The organism is Limnohabitans sp. TEGF002, assembly GCF_055395845.1.
This window is the reverse complement of sequence record NZ_AP029224.1, coordinates 51404-74116: the sequence shown is the minus strand read 5'-3', so window position 1 is coordinate 74116 and position 22713 is coordinate 51404. Positions and strand designations below refer to the sequence as shown.

Annotated in this window: 22 protein-coding genes; 11 read left to right on the top strand and 11 right to left on the bottom strand. The window is 60.9% G+C overall.

Going from position 1 to position 22713, the window contains the following annotated elements; genetic code table 11:
- The first annotated feature begins 149 nt into the window (after window positions 1-149).
- A complete protein-coding gene (locus ACZ5SR_RS00365; RefSeq protein WP_464449637.1) occupies window positions 150-644 on the top strand; it encodes an NUDIX hydrolase in 495 nt (164 codons plus the stop codon).
- The gene (locus tag ACZ5SR_RS00360; protein ID WP_464449636.1) at window positions 641-1399 is read left to right on the top strand and encodes a sulfite exporter TauE/SafE family protein; all 759 of its coding nucleotides are present in this window, start codon (window positions 641-643) and stop codon (window positions 1397-1399) included. The genes ACZ5SR_RS00365 and ACZ5SR_RS00360 overlap by 4 nt, the downstream gene beginning before the upstream one ends.
- 8 nt (window positions 1400-1407) lie before the next feature.
- On the opposite strand, the gene ACZ5SR_RS00355 is transcribed toward ACZ5SR_RS00360, so the two are convergent.
- Window positions 1408-2178 (bottom strand): transglycosylase SLT domain-containing protein, encoded by a 771-nt coding sequence (locus tag ACZ5SR_RS00355; RefSeq protein ID WP_464449635.1) that lies wholly within the window; start codon window positions 2176-2178, stop codon window positions 1408-1410.
- Window positions 2179-2228: 50 nt separating this feature from the next.
- Between ACZ5SR_RS00355 and mnmA the strand changes: the two genes are divergently transcribed.
- On the top strand, window positions 2229-3398 hold the full coding sequence (gene mnmA, locus ACZ5SR_RS00350) for a tRNA 2-thiouridine(34) synthase MnmA (RefSeq protein ID WP_464449634.1): 1170 nt from the start codon (window positions 2229-2231) through the stop codon (window positions 3396-3398).
- A gap of 4 nt (window positions 3399-3402) precedes the next feature.
- On the opposite strand, the gene ACZ5SR_RS00345 is transcribed toward mnmA, so the two are convergent.
- From ACZ5SR_RS00345 to ACZ5SR_RS00330, 4 genes are all read right to left on the bottom strand, one after another.
- Complete coding sequence (locus ACZ5SR_RS00345; RefSeq protein ID WP_464449633.1) at window positions 3403-4737, bottom strand: DUF3422 family protein; 1335 nt, start codon at window positions 4735-4737, stop codon at window positions 3403-3405.
- A gap of 104 nt (window positions 4738-4841) precedes the next feature.
- A complete protein-coding gene (locus ACZ5SR_RS00340) occupies window positions 4842-5843 on the bottom strand; it encodes an SLAC1 family transporter (RefSeq protein WP_464449632.1) in 1002 nt (333 codons plus the stop codon).
- Window positions 5844-5917: 74 nt separating this feature from the next.
- On the bottom strand, window positions 5918-6418 hold the full coding sequence (gene ssb / locus ACZ5SR_RS00335) for a single-stranded DNA-binding protein (RefSeq protein ID WP_464449631.1): 501 nt from the start codon (window positions 6416-6418) through the stop codon (window positions 5918-5920).
- A gap of 67 nt (window positions 6419-6485) precedes the next feature.
- A complete protein-coding gene (locus ACZ5SR_RS00330; RefSeq protein WP_464449630.1) occupies window positions 6486-7673 on the bottom strand; it encodes an MFS transporter in 1188 nt (395 codons plus the stop codon).
- A 168-nt stretch (window positions 7674-7841) separates the two neighbouring features.
- Here ACZ5SR_RS00330 and uvrA point away from each other — a divergent pair, with 168 nt between their 5' ends.
- From uvrA to ACZ5SR_RS00315, 3 genes are all read left to right on the top strand, one after another.
- On the top strand, window positions 7842-10769 hold the full coding sequence (uvrA, locus tag ACZ5SR_RS00325) for an excinuclease ABC subunit UvrA (RefSeq protein WP_464449629.1): 2928 nt from the start codon (window positions 7842-7844) through the stop codon (window positions 10767-10769).
- A gap of 45 nt (window positions 10770-10814) precedes the next feature.
- Window positions 10815-11201, top strand: coding sequence for a glutaredoxin family protein (locus tag ACZ5SR_RS00320; protein ID WP_464449628.1), 387 nt, complete (start codon window positions 10815-10817; stop codon window positions 11199-11201).
- Window positions 11202-11274: 73 nt separating this feature from the next.
- Window positions 11275-11889 carry a CYTH domain-containing protein gene (locus tag ACZ5SR_RS00315; protein ID WP_464449627.1) on the top strand — a complete coding sequence of 205 codons (615 nt, stop codon included), beginning with the start codon at window positions 11275-11277 and terminating at the stop codon, window positions 11887-11889.
- Window positions 11890-11911: 22 nt separating this feature from the next.
- Here the strand turns inward: ACZ5SR_RS00315 and ACZ5SR_RS00310 are convergent, their stop codons facing one another.
- Both ACZ5SR_RS00310 and ACZ5SR_RS00305 read right to left on the bottom strand, forming a co-directional pair.
- Window positions 11912-12322, bottom strand: a complete 411-nt coding sequence (locus ACZ5SR_RS00310) for a PaaI family thioesterase (protein ID WP_464449626.1) — start codon at window positions 12320-12322, stop codon at window positions 11912-11914.
- Window positions 12319-12678, bottom strand: coding sequence for a MerR family transcriptional regulator (locus ACZ5SR_RS00305; protein ID WP_464449625.1), 360 nt, complete (start codon window positions 12676-12678; stop codon window positions 12319-12321). The genes ACZ5SR_RS00310 and ACZ5SR_RS00305 overlap by 4 nt, the downstream gene beginning before the upstream one ends.
- Before the next feature lie 142 nt (window positions 12679-12820).
- Between ACZ5SR_RS00305 and ACZ5SR_RS00300 the strand changes: the two genes are divergently transcribed.
- Window positions 12821-13996, top strand: a complete 1176-nt coding sequence (locus ACZ5SR_RS00300) for a serine hydrolase domain-containing protein (protein ID WP_464449624.1) — start codon at window positions 12821-12823, stop codon at window positions 13994-13996.
- 29 nt (window positions 13997-14025) lie between these two features.
- Entirely contained in the window at window positions 14026-15645 is a 1620-nt protein-coding gene (locus ACZ5SR_RS00295; protein WP_464449623.1) for a long-chain-fatty-acid--CoA ligase, read from the top strand.
- A 14-nt stretch (window positions 15646-15659) separates the two neighbouring features.
- On the opposite strand, the gene ACZ5SR_RS00290 is transcribed toward ACZ5SR_RS00295, so the two are convergent.
- The gene (locus tag ACZ5SR_RS00290; RefSeq protein ID WP_464449622.1) at window positions 15660-16280 is read right to left on the bottom strand and encodes a glutathione S-transferase family protein; all 621 of its coding nucleotides are present in this window, start codon (window positions 16278-16280) and stop codon (window positions 15660-15662) included.
- Between the two features lie 218 nt (window positions 16281-16498).
- On the opposite strand from ACZ5SR_RS00290, the gene ACZ5SR_RS00285 reads away from it, so the two are divergent.
- The gene (locus tag ACZ5SR_RS00285; protein WP_464449621.1) at window positions 16499-17677 is read left to right on the top strand and encodes an acyl-CoA dehydrogenase family protein; all 1179 of its coding nucleotides are present in this window, start codon (window positions 16499-16501) and stop codon (window positions 17675-17677) included.
- A gap of 17 nt (window positions 17678-17694) precedes the next feature.
- Here the strand turns inward: ACZ5SR_RS00285 and ACZ5SR_RS00280 are convergent, their stop codons facing one another.
- From ACZ5SR_RS00280 to ACZ5SR_RS00270, 3 genes are read right to left on the bottom strand one after another with little or no spacing between them, the layout of a single operon-like run.
- Complete coding sequence (locus tag ACZ5SR_RS00280) at window positions 17695-19053, bottom strand: MFS transporter (RefSeq protein ID WP_464449620.1); 1359 nt, start codon at window positions 19051-19053, stop codon at window positions 17695-17697.
- Between the two features lie 8 nt (window positions 19054-19061).
- Window positions 19062-19904 carry an orotidine-5'-phosphate decarboxylase gene (gene pyrF, locus ACZ5SR_RS00275; protein WP_464449619.1) on the bottom strand — a complete coding sequence of 281 codons (843 nt, stop codon included), beginning with the start codon at window positions 19902-19904 and terminating at the stop codon, window positions 19062-19064.
- A gap of 35 nt (window positions 19905-19939) precedes the next feature.
- Complete coding sequence (locus tag ACZ5SR_RS00270) at window positions 19940-20605, bottom strand: GntR family transcriptional regulator (RefSeq protein WP_464449618.1); 666 nt, start codon at window positions 20603-20605, stop codon at window positions 19940-19942.
- 117 nt (window positions 20606-20722) lie between these two features.
- On the opposite strand from ACZ5SR_RS00270, the gene ACZ5SR_RS00265 reads away from it, so the two are divergent.
- Both ACZ5SR_RS00265 and ACZ5SR_RS00260 read left to right on the top strand, forming a co-directional pair.
- Complete coding sequence (locus ACZ5SR_RS00265; protein ID WP_464449617.1) at window positions 20723-21919, top strand: CaiB/BaiF CoA transferase family protein; 1197 nt, start codon at window positions 20723-20725, stop codon at window positions 21917-21919.
- Complete coding sequence (locus tag ACZ5SR_RS00260; RefSeq protein WP_464449616.1) at window positions 21916-22692, top strand: enoyl-CoA hydratase; 777 nt, start codon at window positions 21916-21918, stop codon at window positions 22690-22692. Before ACZ5SR_RS00265 ends, ACZ5SR_RS00260 begins: the two co-directional genes overlap by 4 nt.
- Window positions 22693-22713 lie beyond the last annotated feature (21 nt).

Here is a 22713-nt window from a genome sequence, read left to right as displayed (position 1 = left end):
TCCTTATCCAAGCTGCAAGGGCCTTCAGAACTCAATAATATCAGTAACAGCTGATATTTGGAGGTATCTTTACCCCACCCGGCACCCTTTTGGTGCCCCAATGTTGCAGCCCAGCACGATGGCCCATTGGCAGACCGATAATCTGGGTCATGGATACACGCTGGAAACCCAATGTCACCGTAGCCGCCATCATTGAGCGTGATGGCCGTTACCTGTTGATCGAAGAGCACACCCAAGAGGGTTTGCGCCTGAACAATCCGGCGGGCCACTTGGACCCGGGCGAATCGCCTGAGCAAGCCTGTGCCCGCGAAGCACTGGAAGAAACGGCCCAACCGTTCACGCCCACCGCTTTGGTGGGCATTTACCTCTCACGCTTTCAACGCCCAGCGACGGGCGAAGACATCACCTATGTGCGCATGGCTTTTTGCGGCGACATTGGCGAGCTGCAGCCCCATTTGAGTCTGGACGAGGGGATCGTGCGAACACTGTGGATGACGCCTGAGGAAGTGCGCGCCAGCGCCGAGCGCCACCGCAGCCCCTTGGTCTTGCGCTGCATCGAAGACCACCTGGCCGGACAACGCTTCCCGCTGGAGGTGATCCACACCGACGCGGCTGTGGCCGATTTGCCACCACTGTCGTCATGAGCCCCGATCTGCCCAGCGAAGCCCTGTGGCTGCTCACAGGCGCAGCCGCCTTCGCTGCGGGCGTGCTCAATGCGATCGCCGGTGGCGGTAGTTTTCTCACCTTTCCCGCCCTGGTGTTTGCCGGTGTGCCACCCTTGGCAGCCAATGCCACCAGCGCCATGGCCGTCAGCCCGGGTTACTTGGGCAGCGTGCTGGGTTTTCGCTCGGAGCTGCAAACCCTGCCACGCGCCTTGCTGCAACGCGAAGTGACCATCGCTGCGGTGGGCGGCTTGATCGGCGCGGGTTTGTTGTTGGTCACCCCGGCGCGGGTGTTCTCAGGGCTGGTGCCCTGGTTGCTGCTGCTGGCCACAGCGCTGTTTGCCGCTGGCCCCTGGCTGGCCCGGCGCAACGCAGGCCAGGGTCACCCCGCTTGGCGGTTGCCGGGCCTGATGGGCGTGGCCATTTACGGCGGCTATTTCAACGGTGGCCTGGGCATTTTGCTGATGGCCCTCTACACCCTGACGGGTGAGAGCCGATTGAACACGGTCAACGCGCTGAAAAACCTCAACTCCTTTGTGCTGTCCCTGCTGTCGGCGGCCGCCTTTGCTGTGGCAGGCGCCATCGTCTGGCCGCAGGCGGTGTGGATGATGACGCTGGCCACATTGGGCGGTTGGGCCGGCGCTCGCCTGGCCAAGCGCTTGCCCGTGCGCTGGGTACGCTGGCTGGTCATTGGCACAGGCTTGGTGATGAGCTTGGTGTTTTTTACGCGCGCCTGATGTCGCTTTTAGTTGGTTTGGCCACCAGAAGCGGCCAGCGGCTCGACACGGTCAGGCAAAGACGGCTTTTGTCCCGCAGCCACTTGGTCCAGCAGGGCTTCTTCGGCAAAGACTTTGGCCACATACCCCCCATCCTCTGACAAGGCGTAGCCGCCAAGGTAGAACTTGAGGCCGTCTTCCAGAGAGCCGTTGCGCATCTTGACCGCATCCGACAAGACCGCCGCGCCGACGCGCATATTGGCAATGGGGTCAAAAGCGGCCAAACGCCCACCATAGGCTTCATAACGCTTGACGTGAATGTCCGTCACCACCTGCATCAAGCCCTGCGCCCCGGCCGAACTCTGGACAAAAGGGTGAAAGTTGGACTCGATGGCCATCACCGCCAAAATGAAGTTCGGGGCCAATTTGGTTCTTTTGGACAGCACATGCGCCTCGGCCACCAATGCGGCCAAAGGCTCCGGCGCAACTTTGTATTTGCGCCCCAACCATTGGGCCACAGCGGCTTGGGAGGGCGGCAAGTCCTGCAAACTCACGGCCGTGGCGCGCTCAGCGGTGTTTTCAGGCAACCAAGACAGCAACACCTGACGCTCACGCAACCAGTTGAACACCACCCCTTCGGAGGAGTGCAACCATTGCGGGTTCAGCCACAAAGCCAGAACCAAGCTCACGGCCGTCAAGCCCACCATGGCCAAACCACTGTGGGTGATGATGAACATCCCTTGCGCCACATCACGCAAGAATGTTCTACCTTGTTGGCACCAGATGCAGTGTTTGGTCATGAATTAAGGCCCATGGGGCATTATAAATTTTCGACCTGATCGGGCAGGCCATGTGGTCGCGGGATAATTGCAGCATGTCCCAATTTCACCGTGTGGTCGTCGGCTTGTCCGGCGGCGTCGATTCTGCTGTCACCGCCCATTTGCTCAAGCAACAGGGCCATGACGTCATTGGCATCTTCATGAAAAATTGGGAAGACGACGATGACAGCGAGTACTGCTCTTCGAACGTCGACTTCGTCGATGCAGCAGCTGTTGCAGATGTATTGGGCATCGAGATCGAGCACGTCAATTTTGCGTCCGATTACAAAGAGCGTGTTTTTTCGGAGTTTCTGCGTGAATACCAAGCCGGACGCACCCCCAACCCGGACATCCTGTGCAATGCAGAAATCAAATTCAAGTCCTTTCTGGACCATGCCATGCGGCTGGGCGCAGAAAAAATCGCCACCGGCCACTATGCAAGGGTCCGGCTGAACAGTGCAACAGGTCGGCACGAGTTGCTCAAGGGCTTGGATAACAGCAAGGACCAAAGTTATTTTCTGCACCGCCTGAACCAGGCGCAACTGTCCAAAACCCTGTTCCCTGTCGGCGAACTGCACAAAACCGAGGTACGCCGTATCGCCGAAGAGATCGGCCTGCCCAACGCCAAAAAGAAAGACTCCACGGGCATCTGCTTCATTGGCGAGCGGCCTTTCCGTGAATTTTTGAACCGCTACATCTCCAAAGAACCCGGCCCCATCAAGGACCCGACGGGCCGCACCATTGGCCAGCATGTGGGACTGAGTTTTTACACCCTGGGCCAACGCCAGGGCTTGGGCATTGGCGGCATCAAGGCCAAAGGTGCACAGCGGGGCGGCGGTGAACACACCCCCTGGTTTGTGGCGCGCAAAGACATCGACAAAAACACCTTGTGGGTGGTGCAAGGACTCGAACACCCCTGGCTCCAATCGCCTCGACTTGAAGCGACCGATGTGAGTTGGTGCGCAGGCCTTGCACCGCAAGCAGGCCCCTATGCGGCCAAGACCCGTTATAGACAAGCGGACGCGGCTTGCGATTTGCGACACTTGATGCCGACAGACGGTCAAGCCGGTTTCGAGCTGGCCTTCAGCGACAAGCAATGGGCGGTCACACCCGGACAAAGTGCTGTGGTCTATGACGGTGAAGTGTGCCTGGGCGGCGGCGTGATCTCCTTGGCCCCCACGCTGACAGACGCGGGGCCTTGAACCCTCAATGACCAGCGGTTTTCAGCTTTTCATGAATTTTCCGGGTCGTTCGCCAAACGCCCCACAGCACCAACGGCACCAATACACCGACAGCCACCTCAGGTTGAATCGGCATACCCGCTGCATGGAGGGCTTTGGCACCGTACAACAAAAGACTGACCACGTAATAGGAGATCGCCGCGATCGACAGGCCTTCCACCGTGCTCTGCAAACGCAGCTGTAAGGCTTGCCCTTTGGTGAGTTTTTCGAGCAGCACCTGGTTTTGTGCCTCGGTGGCAATGTCAACGCGCGTGCGCAGCAAGGCGCTGGAACGCGAGACCCGCTCGGCCAAAGAGGCCAGGCGCTTTTCGGTGGCCTGAACTGTGGCCATGGCTGGCGACAAACGGCGCTGCATGAACTCGCCCAAGGTTTGCGTGCCCGAAATCGGCCGCTCGCGCAACTCGGCCAAACGCTGGCTGACGAGCGTGTCGTAGGCCCGCGTGGCGGAAAACCTGAAGCCGTGCTCGGCCGTGGCCCGCTCGATGCGGGCGGCCAGGGACACCAGCAAGTCAAGCAAGGCTTGGTCGGTTTCACCCTTGCTTTCGAGCAATCCGGTGATGTCGGCCAGCTGCGTCTCTGCGGCCGACAGCATGGCCGACAGGTTTTTGGCCACCGGCAAACCCCGCAGCGCCATCAGGCGGTAAGTTTCCAGTTCCAGTAAACGCTGCGAAATGCGCCCGGCTCGCGCCTCGGTGGTGCCGTCGGGGGCCAGCACCAGCATGCGTTCAAAACCATCCGCACCGATACGGAAATGCGTCAGGATGCAGGAATGCGGCAGCCCCTCGGTGGTGTTGCCCATGCGCGAAGCCAGCACCGTCCCCTCGCCCAGCCATGCTTGGGCCTTGGCCATCAAATCAGGGTCGGCCAAGTCGGCCTGCAGCATGCCCAAATGGATGGCCCCAATGGTTTGACCAGGCAAACCGCGCAACCACTCGGTGCCGGTGGCCACATGCGGGGCCAAAGCGGGACCATCGGCGCCCCAGTCGGCGTTTGCGGGCAAAGACTGCACGATGGAGTAACGGGTGAACTCGGTGTGACGCTCCCATTTCACCGTGAAATGGTCACAGCGCAAGCGCAGAAAATTGCCCTGCAAACTCTCGAGACTCAAATCGGCGTGGCCTGGCAAAAGGCGCAAATGCGCCCACTCCTGCTCGCGGCTCACCCCTGCATTGAGCACCGCGACATAAACAATCAAGGCAGGTAAACGCACCCGGGCCGACGGGCGGGCGTGGACTTCGTTGTGCAATTCACGCCGCAGGGCGTCTTCTTGCGGCAAAAAGCGGGATGTGATTTCGTTCATGCCTGCATTTTGACGAGGTTATTGAAAACAGAACACCCCCTGCCAAAGAAATGGCAGGCTGCGCCAGCACAACGCCCCATTCCTGAAGGGGTCCTTCAGGGCTTTCAGGTCCGTGAGGGCGAGGGTGCAGGGGCCTCGGCCACCAGCAAAACACCTCGCCAAAGCCCGCGAACCGTGGCCAGCAGCAAGGCACCGATGACCCCAGACACACAGAGCAGCCAAGCCATGGCCAAAACATGGACCCAGCCCTGCGTGGGCGCAAGATGCAAAGACAGGGCGGCCGAAGCGGCCAAGGGGAACGACATGCCCCAAAAAGGCATGCCAAAAGGCTGCTGCAAACAGCGCTTGAGCACCGTCAACGACACCAGCGTGAAAAACAATGAAACACCCCAAAGCATGTGCAAAACCGTGTCAGGTGCGCCCAACTGGTGTCCCGACAAAGCCAAAATGGAAGGAGGTGCCATGGTCACGAACATGGTGGGCATCATGCGTGCAGGCCACAGACCCACCATGCCAATGCGCGCCAGCACAAGCACAAGTGCAATAGGCCACAAAAAGATGGCAACCCCGTACTGCGCAGCAGCCCAAACCGGGTGGCCTAGCGTGACCCCAGCCAAGGCGGGCAACACATTGCCCACCACCGGAATGAACAGCGCAGGTGTCATACCGCGCCAGAAATCCTCTGCCGTCATCGCTGGCTGCAACCAACGCCAAATGACACCCACGGTGCCCAGCAGCAAGCCAACAGCGCCCAACATCCACACCAGCTCGGCCCACAGGCTATATCCCCTGTGCGCCACCCAGATGGTCGGCAGCAAAACCACCGATGAAGGCAAGGTGGCCACAAACACATGGCGCAGGGGATGGCTGGCATCCTCCAATACCGCTGCGGGAAACCGATACCAGCGCCACAGCTTGGCCCCTGTCAGGACCACAAAAACCACAGCCGCCAACACGCCAAGCCCCAGCGACACCTGCAAAGCCACAGAGCCCCAGTGGGGTACAGCGCGGAACCATGCCAGCGACAGGCCGCACAGGCCCATGACCATGGCAAACCAGGCAAAACCCAAATACTGCACGGATGCAAGAGGCGCTCGTTGCGTCATGTGGTGATTTTTTTCCTATAAAAAAAACCCGTGGTCCAGGCCACGGGTTTGGGAAGCGAAAGACAAGCCGAGCGTCAGAACGGGATGTCGTCGTCCATGTCGTCAAAACTGCTGGCCGCTGGCTTGGGTGTGGCCGCTGCTGGGCGCTGTGCGGGCGCAGCGGCAGGCCGTGCGGCTGGTGCCGCCTGACGAGGCGCGTAACCACCGCCTCCACCATCATCGGATGGCCCCCCCATGCCTTGGCGACCACCGAGCATTTGCATGGTCTCACCGCGGATCTCGGTGGCGAATTTCTCGACGCCATCCTTGTCGGTGTACTTGCGGGTGCGCAGGCTGCCTTCCACATAGACCTGCGAGCCTTTTTTCAGGTACTGCCCTGCGATTTCGGCCAACTTTCCGAAAAAGCTGATGCGGTGCCACTCGGTGGCTTCTTTCATCTCGCCAGTAGCCTTGTCCTTGTAACGGTCGGTGGTGGCCACATTGATGTTGCTGACCGCATCGCCCGAAGGCAAGTAACGGGTTTCTGGGTCGCGGCCCAAATTGCCGACGATGATGACTTTGTTGACGGATGCCATGAAAACTCCTCGATGATGTCTGAATTATGAGGCCATTCCCTGCCTACTTGGCGGACTTGCCCCACCCTCAGGCCGCGTGCGGGACCGGTGCGCTTCGGCCCGGGGTTTGCATGGGCCAGGCCACCAGCAACCAAGCCAGCATGGCCACACCACAAGACAAAAACAGTGCCGGACTGCCCCAGGACTTGACCAGCCAGCCGCCCGACAAGGCCCCGACAAAAAAGCCCAGCGACTGCAGTGTGTTGTAAACCCCCATGGCCGTGCCGCGCATGGCCCGAGGCGCGATGCGCGAAGCCAAACTGGGCTGGGTGGCTTCCAGCGCGTTAAAGCCACAAAAGAAGACCAGCAACAAAGCCGCCAAAGCCCCCAGACGCGTGGTGCCCACCGACTGAAGCAAAAACCCAGCTTGCACCAGCACGATCAGGCCGATCGACACCAAAAACACCTTTTTGAGGTGCCCGCGCCGCTCCATGGCAAACACCACACCCAAGAACAAAAACGACACCAACACTGCCGGCAAATACACCTGCCAGTGTTGCGCCGTCTGCAGTCCCGCCTGCACCAGCAAGGCAGGGACCGACACCCACATGGCCAGCTGCACCGCATGCAGCACAAACACGCCGACATTCAAACGCATCAGATCGGCATGGGCCAGCACGTCGCGCAGTCGACCCCGGCCCTCTCCAGTCACCGGCTCGGGTGCAGGGGGAGCCCCCCAAATGACCACAACCACGCCCAACAGCGCCAGCAGACCGGTCAGCCAAAAAAGACCCGACAACCCGATCCAAGCCGTGAGCAAAGGCGACGCCACCAAGGACAGCGCGAACATCAAACCGATGCTGCCGCCCACCAAAGCCATGGCCTTGGTGCGCACCTCGTCCCGTGTCAAGTCGGCCAGCAAAGCCGTGACGGCGGCCGACACGGCTCCAGCCCCCTGCAAGCTGCGCCCAATCAGCAAGCCGGTGAGGTCGGTGGCTGCTGCGGCCCAAAAACTGCCCAAGGCAAAAATCACCAAGCCCAGCACGATGACGCGCTTGCGCCCAAAACGGTCCGAGGCCATGCCAAACGGCAGCTGCAAAAGGCCCTGCGTCAGCCCATAAATGCCCATGGCCAGACCCAGCCACACCGGGTCTTCACCACCGGGGTAGCGGCGCGCCTCCAGGGCAAAGACCGGTAAAACCAAAAACAAACCCAACATGCGCAGCGCAAAAATGCTGGCCAGCGAGGTGCTGGCGCGGCGCTCGATGGGGGTCATGTGCAATGCATGAGCAACGGAATCAGGCGAAGAATCGGCCACAAAAGAACTCAAAAAGCCCTGCAACGGGGTAATGCAAAAGCCGGATTGTCCCTGATTGACGGCCCCCTGCGCCCCGCAAGAGGCCGAAGGGGATAATCAAAGGTTTTGCTGATCTGGCTGCCCCACGTGAAATTTGCCGACCCTTCTCTCCTGCCCGACGAACCCGAACCCGCACGGTATCTGGCCTCAGCCCTGCGGCAAACCCACATCAGCGTGCGCGGGGCGCGCACCCACAACCTCAAAAACATCGACCTCGACATTCCGCGCAACCAGCTGGTGGTGATCACCGGGCTGTCGGGTTCGGGTAAATCGAGCCTGGCTTTTGACACGCTGTACGCCGAAGGCCAGCGCCGCTATGTGGAAAGCCTGTCGGCCTATGCGCGGCAGTTTTTGCAGCTGATGGACAAGCCCGATGTGGATTTGATCGAGGGCCTGTCGCCAGCGATTTCCATCGAGCAAAAAGCCACCAGCCACAACCCGCGCTCCACGGTGGGCACCGTGACCGAGATCCACGACTACCTGCGCTTGTTGTATGCCCGCGCGGGCACGCCGTACTGCCCCGACCACAACCTGCCGCTGCAAGCGCAAACCGTGAGCCAGATGGTGGACGTCGTGCTGGCCCTGCCCGAAGACACCAAGCTGATGATCTTGGCACCCATTGCCCGTGAGAAAAAAGGCGAGTTTGAAAAAGTCTTTGAGCAGATGCAGGCCCTGGGCTATGTGCGTTTTCGCATCAATGGCCAGACGGTGGAGATAGAAGACCTGCCCGCGCTCAAAAAAACCGAGAAGCACAACATCGACGTGGTGGTTGACCGCATCAAAGTCCGCTCTGAGGAGGATGCCAAAGCGCGCGATGCCCTGCGCCAGCGCCTGGCCGAAAGCTTTGAAGCGGCGCTGCAGCTGGCCGAGCACCGCGCCGTAGCACTCGAGATGGACACGGGCAAAGAACACCTGTTCAACGCCAAGTTCTCCTGCCCGGTGTGCACTTATTCCATCAGCGAGCTGGAACCAAGGTTGTTCTCGTTCAACTCGCCCATGGGCGCGTGCCCCACTTGCGACGGCATTGGCAGCATGGCGTTTTTTGACCCTGAGCGGGTCGTCGCCTTCCCCTCGCTCAGCTTGGCCAGTGGTGCCATCAAGGGCTGGGACCGGCGCAACGGCTTTTATTTCAGCATGCTCGAAAGCCTGGCCAAGCATTACCAGTTCGACATCGAAACGCCGTTTGAAAAACTCGCGCCGATTCACCAGCAGGTGCTGCTGCACGGCTCGGGGCTAGAGGAAATCAAGTTCAGTTACACCATGGAGTCCGGCGCATCGCAAGGCAAAAAGGTCAGCAAGAAGCACCCGTTTGAAGGGATCATCCCCAACATGACGCGCCGTTACCGCGAGACCGACTCGGCCGTGGTGCGCGAAGACCTGGCGCGTTACCGCAACATGCAGGCCTGCACCAGCTGCCACGGCACACGCTTGCGGCGCGAGGCGCGCCATGTGCGCATTGGCGAAGGCGCACAAGCCCGCGCCATTTACGAGATCAGCCACATCACGCTGGGCGAGTCGCAGCAGTACTTTCAGGGCCTGAAAATGCACGGGGCCAAGGCCGAAATTGCCGACAAGGTGGTGCGCGAGATTGCGCTGCGCCTGAAGTTTCTGAACGACGTGGGCCTCAATTATTTGAGCCTGGACCGCAGCGCTGACACGCTGTCGGGCGGCGAGTCGCAGCGCATCCGTCTCGCCAGCCAAATCGGCTCGGGCCTGACGGGCGTGATGTACGTGCTGGACGAGCCCAGCATCGGTCTGCACCAGCGCGACAACGACCGCTTGATCGGCACGCTGCAACACCTGCGCGACATCGGCAACAGCGTGCTGGTGGTGGAGCACGACGAAGACATGATCCGCGTGGCTGACCATGTGATCGACATGGGGCCGGGTGCAGGCGTACACGGCGGGCGCGTCATGGCGCAAGGCACCTGCGCCGACATCCTGGCCGCGCCCGATTCGGTCACCGGCCAATACATGTCGGGCCGCAAAAAGATCGAGATCCCCAAACGCCACAAAACGGGCAAGGATTTCATCGAGATCTTGGGCGCGTCGGGCAACAACCTGAAAAGCGTGAACGTGAAGTTCCCTGTGGGCTTGCTCACCTGCGTGACCGGGGTATCCGGTTCAGGCAAATCCACTTTGGTCAACGACACGCTCTACACCGCAGCCGCACACCAGATTCACCGTGCCCACGATGAAGCCGCAGCGCACGAAAAAATCAAAGGTCTGGAGCACTTCGACAAAGTCATCAACGTCGACCAGTCGCCCATTGGCCGTACGCCCCGCAGCAACCCCGCCACCTACACCGGCCTGTTCACCCACATCCGAGAGCTGATGGCCGAAGTGCCTGCGGCCCGTGAGCGCGGCTACGGCCCCGGGCGCTTCAGTTTCAACGTGACCGGTGGCCGCTGCGAGGCGTGTCAGGGCGACGGCATGGTGAAGGTAGAGATGCACTTTTTGCCCGATGTGTATGTGCCCTGCGACGTGTGCCACGGCATGCGTTACAACCGCGAAACGCTCGAAGTGCAATACAAGGGCCAGAACATCGCGCAGATCCTGAACATGACGGTGGAAGCCGCGCACCAGTTCTTCAGCGCCGTGCCCAACATTGCCCGCAAGTTGCAAACCCTGCTCGACGTGGGCCTGACCTACATCCGACTGGGTCAAAGCGCCACCACCCTGTCTGGCGGCGAAGCGCAGCGCGTCAAGCTGGCACTGGAGTTGTCCAAGCGCGACACGGGCCGCACGCTTTACATCTTGGACGAACCCACCACCGGCCTGCACTTTGCCGACATCGACCTGCTGCTCAAAGTCTTGCACCAGCTGCGCGACGCGGGCAACACCATCGTCATCATCGAACACAACCTCGACGTGATCAAAACCGCCGATTGGCTGATCGACATGGGCCCAGAGGGCGGTGCTGGCGGCGGCACGGTGCTGGGCGAAGGCACGCCGGAGCAACTGGCCAAAAACAAGGCGAGCTTCACCGGACATTATTTGGCGCGCTTGCTTTAAAAACTCTGCCCAACTTTCCAATCTTTTTTGTAACTTCAAACCTTTATGAAAACCGTCATCCGTACTTTTTTCAGAACCCTGCGCGTCGTGCTGGGCCCCGTCATGCTGCTCAAAGAGCGCCTCACCCAACCCACTGGGCTGGTGCGGGAAGCTGCGGCGCAAGCCCGCGTAGACCAGCAGTGCCAAAGCCTGGCGCTGTACCAGTTCAGCACCTGCCCGTTTTGCATCAAGGTGCGCCAAGAAATGCGCCGCCTGTCGCTCCCCATTGAAAAGCGCGATGCGCAACACCACACCGGCAACCGCGACGCCTTGCTGCAAGCTACGGGCGCAACCCAAGTGCCGTGCCTGCAAATCACCGAAGCCGATGGCCAAACCCGTTGGCTGAAGGATTCGGCCGCGATCGTGGCGTATTTGCGCGAGCGCTTTGCCTGAAGGTAGGCAAAACAAACCGCTTGTATGTCGGCGGCTTCAGCCACGACAAGCCCTATGAAGCTGCACTTCGCCCATGGAAACCGAACTCAAACTCAGTCTGAACGAAGCAGACCTGCCGCGCCTGCTGGACCACCCGCTGCTGGCGCCAGCGGGTGAAACACAACGCCTGCTCAACACCTATTTCGACACGCCCGAACTGGCCTTGCAACAGCGCCGCATGGCGGTGCGCGAGCGGCTGGCAGGTGAGCAATGGCTGCTGACCGTCAAGACCGCAGGCCAAAGCCAAAACGGCTTGTCGCGCAGGCAAGAGTGGGAAGGCCCGACCACGCCAGGTGCGCTGCAATTCGACACGCTGGTGGACGACGCCGCGCTAGCCCAAGACCTGATGGCTTTGCGCCCGAACTTGCGCGCCCTGTTTTGCACCGACTTTGAACGCCAGCGCTGGGTCATCGCCCATGCCGGCGCACAGATCGAAGTCGCGCTGGACCAAGGCCGCATCCATGTGCCCGGCACTGACCGGAGCGAGCCGCTCCTGGAGCTGGAATCGGAACTGCTGAGCGGCCCGGAAGAGGCACTGATGGCGTTGGCCGATGTGCTGCGCCAAACACCCCAAGGCCCGGTGATGCTGCTGCCCAGCGATGCGAGCAAAGCACAGCGGGGGATGGCGCTTTGGAGCAGGTCACGCTGACCCGCCACTTTGGCCACACACCTCAAGCCGTCTGCACCACCGTCAGCAAAGTCTGACCGTTCGCCACCAGCTTTTCGCCTTCTGCATCCACCGCAAACAAATCACAGCTGGTGAACACCTGTGCTTTACCCGGTTTAACCACCCGTGCGCGGGCAATGAACTTTTGACCCACGGCAGGCCGCAGGCAGTTGACCGAAAAGTGGGCAGCCAACAAATTCGGCCCCGCCACGGTGCCTGCCGCAAAACCGCAGGCGGTGTCGATGAGTGTGCCGATCAGGCCTGCGTGCAAATAACCTGAGTACTGACCGACCTCTGAGCGCCAAGGCATCTGGATTTCGACAAAGCCGGGTTCGGCCACAGTCACCTCAATCCCGCACCAACGGTTGAATTCGGCCATGGCGTTGATTTTTTTCAGCATCTCCAGTGGGCTCATGGTTTTCTCCTGGCTTGGGTTTTGAACCACCCGATGTGGTCCATCAGTTTTTGGCGAAGTGCTTTTTGCTCGTTCATGAGCTGGTCGATCTCGGCCACACGCGCCAGGATGGCGTCGATCATGTCTTGCGCAGACAGCTTGCCCGTTTTGAAGCGCGGCAAATAATCGGCAATGAGGGGCAGCGAGAACCCCATCTCCCGCGACATGGCAATGAAGATGACGTGCTTCACGGTTTTTTCGTCGTACTCGCGGTAGCCGTTAGGCAACCGCTGGCTTTCAATGAGGCCATCGGCCTCATACCGCCGCAAGCGGTGCACCGACACTTGGGTCTTGGCCGAGAGTTCTGAAATGCGCATGGATTCAGTCTATCAACGCTCGCACTGCGCGAGAGTTGTGGCCTTTGACGCATGGGCGACAAGCCAAAGCGATCACTGCGCCGCAGGTGATACCCCATGCCCCAAGGCTGGTGTACAAAACACCCTTCAACCGGAGCCACCGATGACTGCACACAAAGACTTGCCCCATGCCCAACCTGCCGATGTCGGCCTGTGCCCCGAGCGCACGCAGCGCCTGATGGACGTGCTGCGCCGCGAAGTGGCCAGTGGCAGGTTACCCGGTGCGGTGGCCATGATCGCCCGGCGCGGGCAGATCGGCTTGTTCGAAGCCGTGGGCCAACAAGACCCCGGCACGGGCACGCCGATGCAGACCAACAGCATCTTCCGCATCTATTCGATGACCAAGCCGGTCGTTTCGGTGGCGGTGATGATGCTGGTCGAGCGCGGTCAGTTGCTCTTGAGCGACCCGGTCAGCCACTGGTTGCCCGAGTACGCGAACCAACAGGTGGCCACGGCAAGCGGCTTGGAGCCCGTGCGACAAGACGCCACGGTGCAAGACCTGCTGCGCCACACGGCGGGGCTGACCTATGAATTTTTGGGCGACTCGGTCGTGCAGCGCTTGTACGGCGCGATGAAGATCGCCTCCCGCGAGCGGACCAATGCCGAGTTTTCGCAAACGCTGGCCAACCAGCCGCTGCAGTTCCAGCCCGGCACCGTGTGGGCCTACAGCCGCGCCACCGATGTACTCGGGCGGCTGGTCGAGGTGGTGAGCGGGCAAGGTTTGGGCGCATTTTTGCAAGCCGAAATCTTTGGCCCGCTGGGCATGGTGGACACCGGCTTTGCCGTGCCGCCCGAGCAGCAGCACCGCATTGCCGAGCCCTTTGCGCACGACCCCGATGGCGGCGTGCCGATGAAGGTGCTGGAGCCGCGCCAAGTGCCCGCCATGGAGGGCGGCGGCGGTGGCCTCATGTCCACCGCCATGGACTACACCCGCTTTTTGCAGTGCCTGCGCAACCGTGGCGAGTTGAACGGCGTGCGCCTGCTCGGCCCCCATACGGTGGACTACATGACTGCAGACCATCTGGGCGGCATACCGGCAGACGGCACCTTGCTGCCACCGGGCCACGGCTTTGGTCTGGGCTTTGCGGTGCGCACCCATTTGGGCCTGTCGCCTGTGCCCGGCTCGGTGGGCTTGTATTACTGGGGCGGCATCGCGGGCACCACGTTTTTTGTGGACCCAGCGCTCGACATGTATGCCATGTTGATGATTCAAGCACCCAACCAAAGGGACTACTATCGCCCCTTGTTCCGCGACCTGGTGTACGCGGCCTTGGTGTAAAAAATTCAAAACCATTAGAGACAAAAACCATGTCCACATCCGGCCTCATGATGAACCGCCCGCTGCTCATTTCGGGCATCCTCGAACACGCCGCTGCGCAGTTTGGTGACCAAGAAATCGTCTCACGCGAGACGCACGGCCCCTTGCACCGCAGCACCTATGCCGAGACTGCCAAACGTGCACGCCAACTGGCCAACGCGCTGGCGCAAATGGGCCTCAAAGCGGGCAGCGCGGTCGGCTCGATCGCTTGGAACAACCACCGCCACCTGGAGGCTTATTACGCCGTCTCGGGCAGTGGCATGGTCATGCACACCTGCAACCCGCGTCTGCACCCGCAGCAGCTGATCTATGTGATCAACCACGCCGAAGACGAAGTGGTGCTGTTTGACGCCACCTTCGCGCCGCTGGTCAAAGGCATTGCCGCGCATTGCCCCAAGGTCCGCGCCTGGGTCTGCCTGGCCGATGCGGCCAACACGCCTGCCATTGAAGGTGTGAGCGTGCAGAACTACGAAGGCCTGATCACCGGCCACAGCGACACCTTCAACTGGCCCGAGCTGGACGACCAAACCGGCGCGGCGCTTTGCTACACCTCAGGCACCACCGGCAACCCCAAGGGCGTGCTGTACACGCACCGCGCCATCGTGCTGGACGCCACCACCGCCTGCTTGCCCGATGTGCTGGGCTTTTCCACGCAAGAGACTGTTCTGCCTGTGGTGCCCATGTTCCACATCAACGCTTGGTGCATCCCCTATGCCGCGCTGGTGGCGGGCACCAAGTTGGTCTTGCCTGGTCCCAAGCTCGACGGCGCCAGTTTGTATGAGCTGATGGACGCCGAGCAGGTCACCATCAGCGCGGGCGTTCCCACCATCTGGATGGGCCTGATCCAGCACGTCGAACAAAACAACTTGCGCTTTGCCCACATGAAGCGCACCTGCGTGGGCGGCTCGGCCATGCCCATGGCGCTGATCGCCAAGTTCATGGACAACTACGGCGTCGAAGTGCGCCACGGCTGGGGCATGACCGAGACCACCGCTGTCGCCACCATGAGCAACTTGAGCCGCGCCGACCGCCTCAAGCCCGCTGCCGAGCAACACGCCATCGTGGCCAAGCAAGGCAAGACCGTCTCGGGCATCGAGATCAAAATCGTCGATGAAAACGGCGTCACCTTGCCCCGCGACGGCACCTCACAAGGCGAGTTGATGGTGCGCGGCCAGTGGATCGTGGAGCGCTATTTCAAGGCCGAGAAAACCGCGCTGGTGGATGGCTGGTTCCCCACCGGTGACATCGCCACCATCGACGCAAGCGGAACCATGCAGATCCGCGACCGCACCAAGGACGTGATCAAAACCGGTGGCGAGTGGATCAGCTCGATCGACTTGGAAAACGCCGCTGTGGGTCACCCCGCTGTGGCCATGGCCGCCGTCATTGGTGTCAAACACCCCAAGTGGGACGAGCGCCCGCTGCTGTTCATCGTGCGCAAGCCGGGGCAATCGCTGGAGAAGCAAGAGATCCTCGACTTCCTCACCACCAAGGTCGCCAAGTGGTGGGTGCCTGACGACGTGGTGTTCCTTGAATCGCTGCCCGTGGGCGGCACGGGCAAGGTGCAAAAAAACGAACTGCGCAAGGACTACGGCGGCGTGTTCAGCTGATCAAGCTTAACCCATCAAACCCTGGCGCTGGGCCGCTCGTTCATGCGGTCGCGCCAGGCTTGTAAGGCGCTCATGCCCTCGTCGCCCGGCACAAACTTCATCAGGCCCCGCGCAAACTCCAACGCGCAAAACGCGGTGATGTCGGCGATCGTGAAACGCGCGCCGGCGATAAAGGGCTGGCTTTGCAGGCGCTGGTCAAAGCCCCGCGCCACCTCCCGCACCTTCTCGGCCTGAGAGCGACCAAACTCCGGAAACTGAGGTTTCTCTAAAGCGGCAAGCCCCGGGTGACTGTGCCGAATCGCATTGGCAATGCCGCCCAGCAAGTACAGCTCCACCTGCCGGTCGGCCATCTCGATGAAGCCACGCTCGTCGCCGTCCACACCCATCAGGTTGGGCTCAGGAAAGCGGCCTTCGAGCAAAGTACAAATCGCCCGCGTCTCGGTGATCACGCGGCCGTCATCCAGCTCCAACGCGGGCACTTTGGCCAGCGGGCTTTTGGCCAGGTATTCGGGCGTGCGGTGCTCGCCACCGTTCAGGTCCATGTTCACCATCTCGATGCCGGTGATGTTTTTCTCGACCAGGAACATCAGCACCCGGCGGGGGCTGGGGGCGCGGTGGGCGGTGTAGAGCTTCATGGTTTCTCCTTTTTTTGGCAGGGGCATCTTCAATTCTTCTGCCCGTTTTTGCAGACTAGCACCCGTCAGCACGGGGGCATGCCACGCAGATGACAGCCACTGCGGGGCACAAATAGACACCCGGGCGACACCCAGTCACGAGCCGGACAGAACAAGGGCGCTGCAGCCTTTCCAATCCTCACCAGACACCCTGTTCAACGATTTGAGAAAACGCGACCATGAACTTCGACATCCCTCCGGACATTGCAGCCCTGCGTGACCGCACGCGTCGGTTCATCGCCGAACAAGTGATCCCGCTGGAAGGTGACCCGCGTCACGGCCTGCACGGCCCTTCCAAAGAACTGCGCGAAGAACTGGTGGCCCGTGCACGCGCCGCAGGCTTGCTCACGCCCCACGCATCCAAGGAAATGGGCGGCCTGGGCCTGAGCCATATTGCCAAAGCGGTGGTGTTTGAAGAAGCCGGTTATTCCAACCTGGGACCCACGGCACTGAACATCCACGCCCCGGACGAAGGCAACATCCACCTCATGGAAGAGGTGGCCACCCCCGCGCAAAAAGAACGCTGGCTGCGCCCCCAAGTAGCAGGCCTCACGCGCTCGTGTTTTGCCATGACCGAGCCCGACCCTGGCGCGGGCGCTGACCCGTCCATGCTCAAAACCACCGCCGTGCAAGAGGGCGATGACTATGTGATCAACGGCCGCAAATGGTTCATCACCGGGGCCGACGGTGCGGATTACGTCATCGTCATGGCGCGCATGGAAGACGGCACGGCCACCATGTTTCTGACCGACATGGAAAAAGCGGGCATCACGCTCGAGCGCAGCATGGACGCGATGGACAACTGCTTCACCGGCGGCCACGGGGTACTGCGCTTTGACAACGTGCGCGTGCCCGCCAGCGATGTGCTGGGCGAAATAGGCCAGGGCTTTCGCTACGCACAGATTCGGCTCGCCCCTGCGCGCTTGACCCACTGCATGCGCTGGCTGGGGCAGGCCCGCCGTGCGCACGACATCGCACTCGATTACGCCAGCCGACGCCACGCATTTGGCAAGCCACTGGCCGAGCACGAAGGCGTGGGCTTTATGTTGGCCGACAACGACATCGACCTGCACACCGCCCGCCTGCACATCTGGCACACCGCTTGGCTGCTCGACCAAGGCCAAAAAGGCGGCTTTGAATCCAGCCGCGCCAAAGTGGCTTGCTCCGAGGCCGAGTGGCGCGTGGTGGACCGTTGCGTACAAATTCTGGGTGGCCAGGGTGTCACAGCCGACACCCCTGTGATGCGCATCTTCATGGACATGCGCGCCTTCCGCATTTACGACGGCCCGAGCGAAGTGCACCGCTGGAGCATGGCGCGCAAGCTGGTTTACAAAGCGCAGCAGGCGGCAAAGGCGTAAGCACCCCGGCCAGCGTCTTATCGAGCGCGCAGTCGGGCCAAGCTCAGCGCCGCTCCTAATGCTGCCGTCACGGCGCCCAACATGATGGCCTGGCCCGCGCCCATCGACCCAAACAAGTTGAAACACAGGGCCACCAAAGCGGCCCCGCTGGCCTGTCCGATCAACCGCGCCAAAGCCACCATGCCGCTGGCGCCACTGCTGCGGTGAGCTGGTGCACTGCTCATGATGGCGCGCAAATTCGGTGATTGGAACAAACCAAAACCCAAACCGCACAGTGCCATGCACAGCGCCATCAGGCCGAACGAAACCTCAGCGCCCATCACGCCCAGCCCCGCCATGCCCAAACTCAGAATGCCCAAGCCCACACCGCCCAAAATCGCGGGCGGGTATCGGTCAGACAGCGTGCCCGCAACGGGCGCCATCAAGGCCACCACCAGTGCCCACACCGACATGAGCACCCCGGTTTCCAGCGGGGGCCGTCCCAGCTGCTGTTGGAAAAAGAAAGGCAAAGCCACAAAGGCCAAGCCCTGGGTCGTGAAAGAGCTGAACGAGGTGAACACGGACAAGCTGAACAAAGGCCTGCGCATCAAATCCATCGGCAACACAGGCGCCGCATGCCCTCGCTGGCGTCGTAACAAGCAGTAGCCGCTGCCCAACATGAGCACGAGTGAGCCGACCACCACCACAACACCTTGTTGCTGTGCGATGGCACTGAGCGTGAACACCAGCGACGCAAAACAAACGGCCGACATCAGCGCCAGAACACGGTCATAGGGCGCGTCGGTCTTGGCAGCTTCCGTGCGGGGCAGGTAACGCCGCGCGAGCAACAGCCCCATCAAACCCAAGGGGGCCTGCAAACCAAACAACCAGGGCCATGGCAAAAAGGCCAGCAAGACGGAGGCCACTGTCGGCCCCAAGCTGTAGCCCAAACCCACAATCAGGGCGTTGAGACCCGCGCCGCGCCCCAACTTTTCAGGCGAGAAGATGCGCTGAATCAGGGCCAAGTTGACGCTCATGACCCCAGCCGCCCCCACCCCCTGAATGGCGCGAAAAAAGGCCAACCACTCCAAGCTCGTAGCGCAGGCGCTGCCCAGCGCCGCCAGATTGAACAGCAACATGCCCAGCAAAAACACCTTGCGTGCGCCCCAGCGGTCTCCCAACGCGGCCAGTGGCAACAACACAGCCACCACGGCCAACTGGTAAGCATGGACCACCCAGACCGATTCGGCAGGGGTGCGCTGCATGGCCGCGCCGATGGCAGGCAAGGCCGTGTTGGCCACCGACTGATCGAGAGAGCCAAGAAAGACAGCGAGAAGCAGGGACAGCAAGGCCATCCAGTGCGCGCCGTCTGGTGCTGGCTTGACCGCGGCGGTCATCAAGGCCTTCAGGCCTTGGCCGCTTCGAGGGTGTCGCGCGTCTGCTTGGCCACTTGACGGGCCGCTGCTGCGAAATCTTCCCCGCTGGATGCATAGAGCACCGCACGCGATGAATTGACAATGATAGCGCCTGCACTGCTGCCATCGGCATTCGCCCGCCAGCCTGCCTTGACAGTGGCCACCGCATCGCCGCCTTGTGCGCCAACGCCGGGGATCAGCAAGGGCACGGTGGGGGCGAGTTCGCGCACGCGCTCGATTTCGGCCGGGTACGTGGCACCCACCACCAAACCGAGTTGACCGCTCAAGTTCCAAGGGCCTTGGGCCAATTTGGCGACGTGCTCGTACAGCAAAGGCTGACCTTCGACTGAAGCCAAACGTTGGTTTTGCAGATCGTCACCGCCGGGGTTGGAAGTGCGGCACAGCAAAAACGCGCCTTTGCCGTGGTACTTCAAATACGGCGCGACAGAGTCCCAGCCCATGAAGGGCGACAAGGTCACGGCATCGGCACCATAGCGCTCAAAGGCTTCTTTGGCGTATTGCTCGGCTGTGCTGCCGATGTCGCCGCGCTTGGCGTCCAGAATGATCGGCACATGCGGCGCCACGCGGCGCATGTGTTCCATCAGGCGTTCAAGCTGGCCTTCAGCGCGGTGGGCGGCAAAGTAGGCGATTTGCGGCTTGAAGCTGCTGACCAGGTCGGCCGTGGCGTCTACGATGGCGGCGCAAAAGTCGTAGATCTTGTTGGCGTCGCCTTTGTAGCGGTCCGGGAATTTGGTGGGGTCGGGGTCCAGGCCCACGCAGAGCATGGAGCCGTTTTGGCGCTCGGCGGCGCTCAGCATGTCAAGAAAGGTCATGGGGGGATTTTAAGCGGCGCCCCAAACGCAAAGCTTCACTGCGAAGCCAGCAAGTCCGTGGGCAAATTGAGGATGAAGTCGTTCAGGCTTTTGGCATCTCGCCCAGGGCGCATGTGGTCGCGCATCGAAAAAACGGCCGCTTCGGCATCGCGCGTGCGCAGCGCCTGAACAATCAGTTCATGCTGCTCAAACGAAGCCTGCAAACGCCCCAAGGCACCAAAGGCGTGTCGGCGGTAAACGCCTGTTCGGAAACGAATACGCAAGACTTCTTGCCGCAAAAACGGGTTGCGTGTGCCCTGATAAATGAGCTCATGGAACGCCAGGTTGAGCTTTTGCCAGCCCTGCAAGTCCTCTGCTGCGGCCACCAAGCGGCTTTCTTCGTGCAAGACAAAGAGCTTTTGCATGTCTTCTTCGGCCATGCGCTCGCAAGCCAAGCGCACCGCCACAGCCTCCAGCTCGGCCAGCAACTCCCACAGGCTGAGCAGTTGCTGCAAGTTCATCTTGGCCACGGTGCTACCACCCCGGGGCATGTTGCTGACCCAGCCCTGGGCCTGCAACTGGATGAGTGCTTCGCGAATCGGTGTTTTTGACACACCAAATTGTTCGGCCAAAGCACTTTCGTCGATGGCATCCCCGGGCAACAAATCACCCTTGGAGATGGCTTCTTCCAAGTGCAAACGGATTTGATCGCTGACTTTCATGGGGTACTTCTAAGGGCAAACACTGATATTTTGTCATATTGCTATGCATGCGGATATCAACTATAAATATATTTATGGAAGATGACTTTGTTTTTAAAGTCTTCCAACACACAATTTATGGCCAAAATCCAAGCTTCCACTGCGCTTTCACGTTTCAAGGTCATCGACCTGTCCCGCGTTCGCGCTGGACCCAACTGCGTGCGGATCCTGACCGATTTTGGTGCGGACGTGGTGCGCGTCGAGCCACCTGAAGGGGTTGATCCGAACGAAGCCATGTTTGCCGCCAACCGCAAGGGGGGAGATTTTCAGAACATCAACCGCAACAAACGCTCGATGACACTGAACCTCAAGAAAGAAGGGGCAATGGACATCCTCAAGCGGATGATTGCCGAAGCGGATGTGGTGGTGGAGAACTGGCGTCCCGATGTGAAGGACCGTCTGGGCCTGGATTACGAGTCGCTCAAGGCCATCAACCCTCGCATCATTTTGGCCAGCATTTCGGGCTTTGGGCAGGATGGCCCCTATGCCTGGCGGCCAGGGTTTGACCAGATCATTCAGGGCATGGGTGGGTTGATGAGCGTGACGGGCGAGCCCGAGCACGGCCCCATTCGGGCGGGCTTGGCTGTTGCCGACCTGAGCGCGGGGCTGTACTGCGCCATTGGCATTTTGGTGGCCTTGATCGAACGAGAGACTTCAGGCCAAGGCCAGTGGGTGCAAAGCTCTTTGCTGCATTCGCAAATTGCCATGATGGATTTCCAGATGGCCCGCTACCTGAACGACAACGATGTGCCGGTGCAGGTGGGCAACAACCACCCCACCAGCTCGCCCATGGGCTTGTTCGAGGCCAGCGATGGTTGTTTCAACCTGGGCGCTTCGGGCGAAGGCAACTGGAAACGCTTTTGTGAAGTGCTGCAAAAACCCGATTGGTACCAAGACCCGGAGTTTGTGACAGAGCCGCTTCGCGTCAAGAACAGAGAACGGCTGAACCACTTGATTGCGCAAGAGTTCCCCAAGAAGACCGTGCACCAATGGGTGTCGCTGCTCAACCAGGCGGGCGTGCCTGCAGGCCCCGTCTACACCGTGCCGCAGGTTTTTGAAGACGAGCAGGTCAAGCACTTGCATGTGACCACCACACTGCCCACACAGTTTGGCAAAGACATGCACTTCATCACCCAACCGGTGTTGCTCAGCCGCACGCCGTCCAAAGTGGTGGCACCTGCGCCGGGCTGGGGCGAGCACACGGACGAGGTGCTGAGTGAGCTGGGCTTTTCCTCCGAGGCCATCGGAGACTTTCATGCGCGGGGCGTCGTATGACATCAGGTCGCATTGACTTGAGCGTGCAGGGCCATGTGGCCCACATCACGATCGATGACGTCGCCCGGCACAACGCGATGAGCCTGTCCATGTGGACATCCTTGCTCTCGGCGTTTGAAGAGATTGACCGCAGCCACGAGGTACGCGTGTGTGTGCTGCGCGGCGCAGGGGAGAAGTCCTTTGTCTCAGGGGCCAACATCAGCGAGTTTGAGACCCAACGCAACTCCGAGGCTTCGGTGGCGCATTACAACGACATGGTCAAGCGCACGCAACAAGCGATTTTTCGCTGCCGCGTGCCAGTGATCGCGGCCATCAGTGGGATTTGCTACGGCGGCGGGCTGGGCCTGGCCTTGAGTTGTGATATGCGTTATGCCGCACCCCATTCTCGTTTTCGCATGCCTGCTGCCCGCATGGGGCTGGGCTACGACAGCGAAAACATGAAAAGCATTTTGAGCAACTTGGGGCCACAGGCCACCGCCGAGGCTTTCTACACCGCCCGTGTCTATGACGCACGCAGCGCGCAGGCCATGGGCATGGTCCTTGCGGTGGTAGACGATGTGTTTGCACACTGCACCAACTTGGCGCAGGAGATTGCGGACAACGCCCCTTTGACCATTCAGGCCGCCAAGCAAACCCTGGTGGCCCTGGCAGAAGATGAAAAAGACATGACGTCAGTGAAAACCGCCATCGACGCCTGTTTCAAAAGCACAGATTATGCGGAAGGCCGGCTGGCTTTCGCACAAAAGCGGTCCCCTCAGTTCACCGGCCATTAATCCCCCGATCCATTCACCAAC

What these genes read in the sequence shown, in the direction of transcription:
- pyrF (WP_464449619.1), bottom strand. Translation starts at nt 19,904, where the DNA reads ATGACCTTTCTTGACATGCTGAGCGCCGCCGAGCGCCAAAACGGCTCC.
- ACZ5SR_RS00330 (WP_464449630.1), bottom strand. Translation starts at nt 7,673, where the DNA reads ATGACCCCCATCGAGCGCCGCGCCAGCACCTCGCTGGCCAGCATTTTT.
- ACZ5SR_RS00280 (WP_464449620.1), bottom strand. Translation starts at nt 19,053, where the DNA reads ATGACCGCCGCGGTCAAGCCAGCACCAGACGGCGCGCACTGGATGGCC.
- ACZ5SR_RS00355 (WP_464449635.1), bottom strand. Translation starts at nt 2,178, where the DNA reads ATGACCAAACACTGCATCTGGTGCCAACAAGGTAGAACATTCTTGCGT.
- ACZ5SR_RS00285 (WP_464449621.1), top strand. Translation starts at nt 16,499, where the DNA reads ATGAACTTCGACATCCCTCCGGACATTGCAGCCCTGCGTGACCGCACG.
- ACZ5SR_RS00340 (WP_464449632.1), bottom strand. Translation starts at nt 5,843, where the DNA reads ATGACGCAACGAGCGCCTCTTGCATCCGTGCAGTATTTGGGTTTTGCC.
- ACZ5SR_RS00365 (WP_464449637.1), top strand. Translation starts at nt 150, where the DNA reads ATGGATACACGCTGGAAACCCAATGTCACCGTAGCCGCCATCATTGAG.
- ACZ5SR_RS00345 (WP_464449633.1), bottom strand. Translation starts at nt 4,737, where the DNA reads ATGAACGAAATCACATCCCGCTTTTTGCCGCAAGAAGACGCCCTGCGG.
- ACZ5SR_RS00260 (WP_464449616.1), top strand. Translation starts at nt 21,916, where the DNA reads ATGACATCAGGTCGCATTGACTTGAGCGTGCAGGGCCATGTGGCCCAC.
- ACZ5SR_RS00300 (WP_464449624.1), top strand. Translation starts at nt 12,821, where the DNA reads ATGACTGCACACAAAGACTTGCCCCATGCCCAACCTGCCGATGTCGGC.
- mnmA (WP_464449634.1), top strand. Translation starts at nt 2,229, where the DNA reads ATGTGGTCGCGGGATAATTGCAGCATGTCCCAATTTCACCGTGTGGTC.
- ACZ5SR_RS00270 (WP_464449618.1), bottom strand. Translation starts at nt 20,605, where the DNA reads ATGAAAGTCAGCGATCAAATCCGTTTGCACTTGGAAGAAGCCATCTCC.
- ACZ5SR_RS00265 (WP_464449617.1), top strand. Translation starts at nt 20,723, where the DNA reads ATGGCCAAAATCCAAGCTTCCACTGCGCTTTCACGTTTCAAGGTCATC.
- ACZ5SR_RS00310 (WP_464449626.1), bottom strand. Translation starts at nt 12,322, where the DNA reads ATGAGCCCACTGGAGATGCTGAAAAAAATCAACGCCATGGCCGAATTC.
- ACZ5SR_RS00320 (WP_464449628.1), top strand. Translation starts at nt 10,815, where the DNA reads ATGAAAACCGTCATCCGTACTTTTTTCAGAACCCTGCGCGTCGTGCTG.
- ACZ5SR_RS00360 (WP_464449636.1), top strand. Translation starts at nt 641, where the DNA reads ATGAGCCCCGATCTGCCCAGCGAAGCCCTGTGGCTGCTCACAGGCGCA.
- ACZ5SR_RS00290 (WP_464449622.1), bottom strand. Translation starts at nt 16,280, where the DNA reads ATGAAGCTCTACACCGCCCACCGCGCCCCCAGCCCCCGCCGGGTGCTG.
- ssb (WP_464449631.1), bottom strand. Translation starts at nt 6,418, where the DNA reads ATGGCATCCGTCAACAAAGTCATCATCGTCGGCAATTTGGGCCGCGAC.
- ACZ5SR_RS00315 (WP_464449627.1), top strand. Translation starts at nt 11,275, where the DNA reads ATGGAAACCGAACTCAAACTCAGTCTGAACGAAGCAGACCTGCCGCGC.
- ACZ5SR_RS00305 (WP_464449625.1), bottom strand. Translation starts at nt 12,678, where the DNA reads ATGCGCATTTCAGAACTCTCGGCCAAGACCCAAGTGTCGGTGCACCGC.
- ACZ5SR_RS00295 (WP_464449623.1), top strand. Translation starts at nt 14,026, where the DNA reads ATGTCCACATCCGGCCTCATGATGAACCGCCCGCTGCTCATTTCGGGC.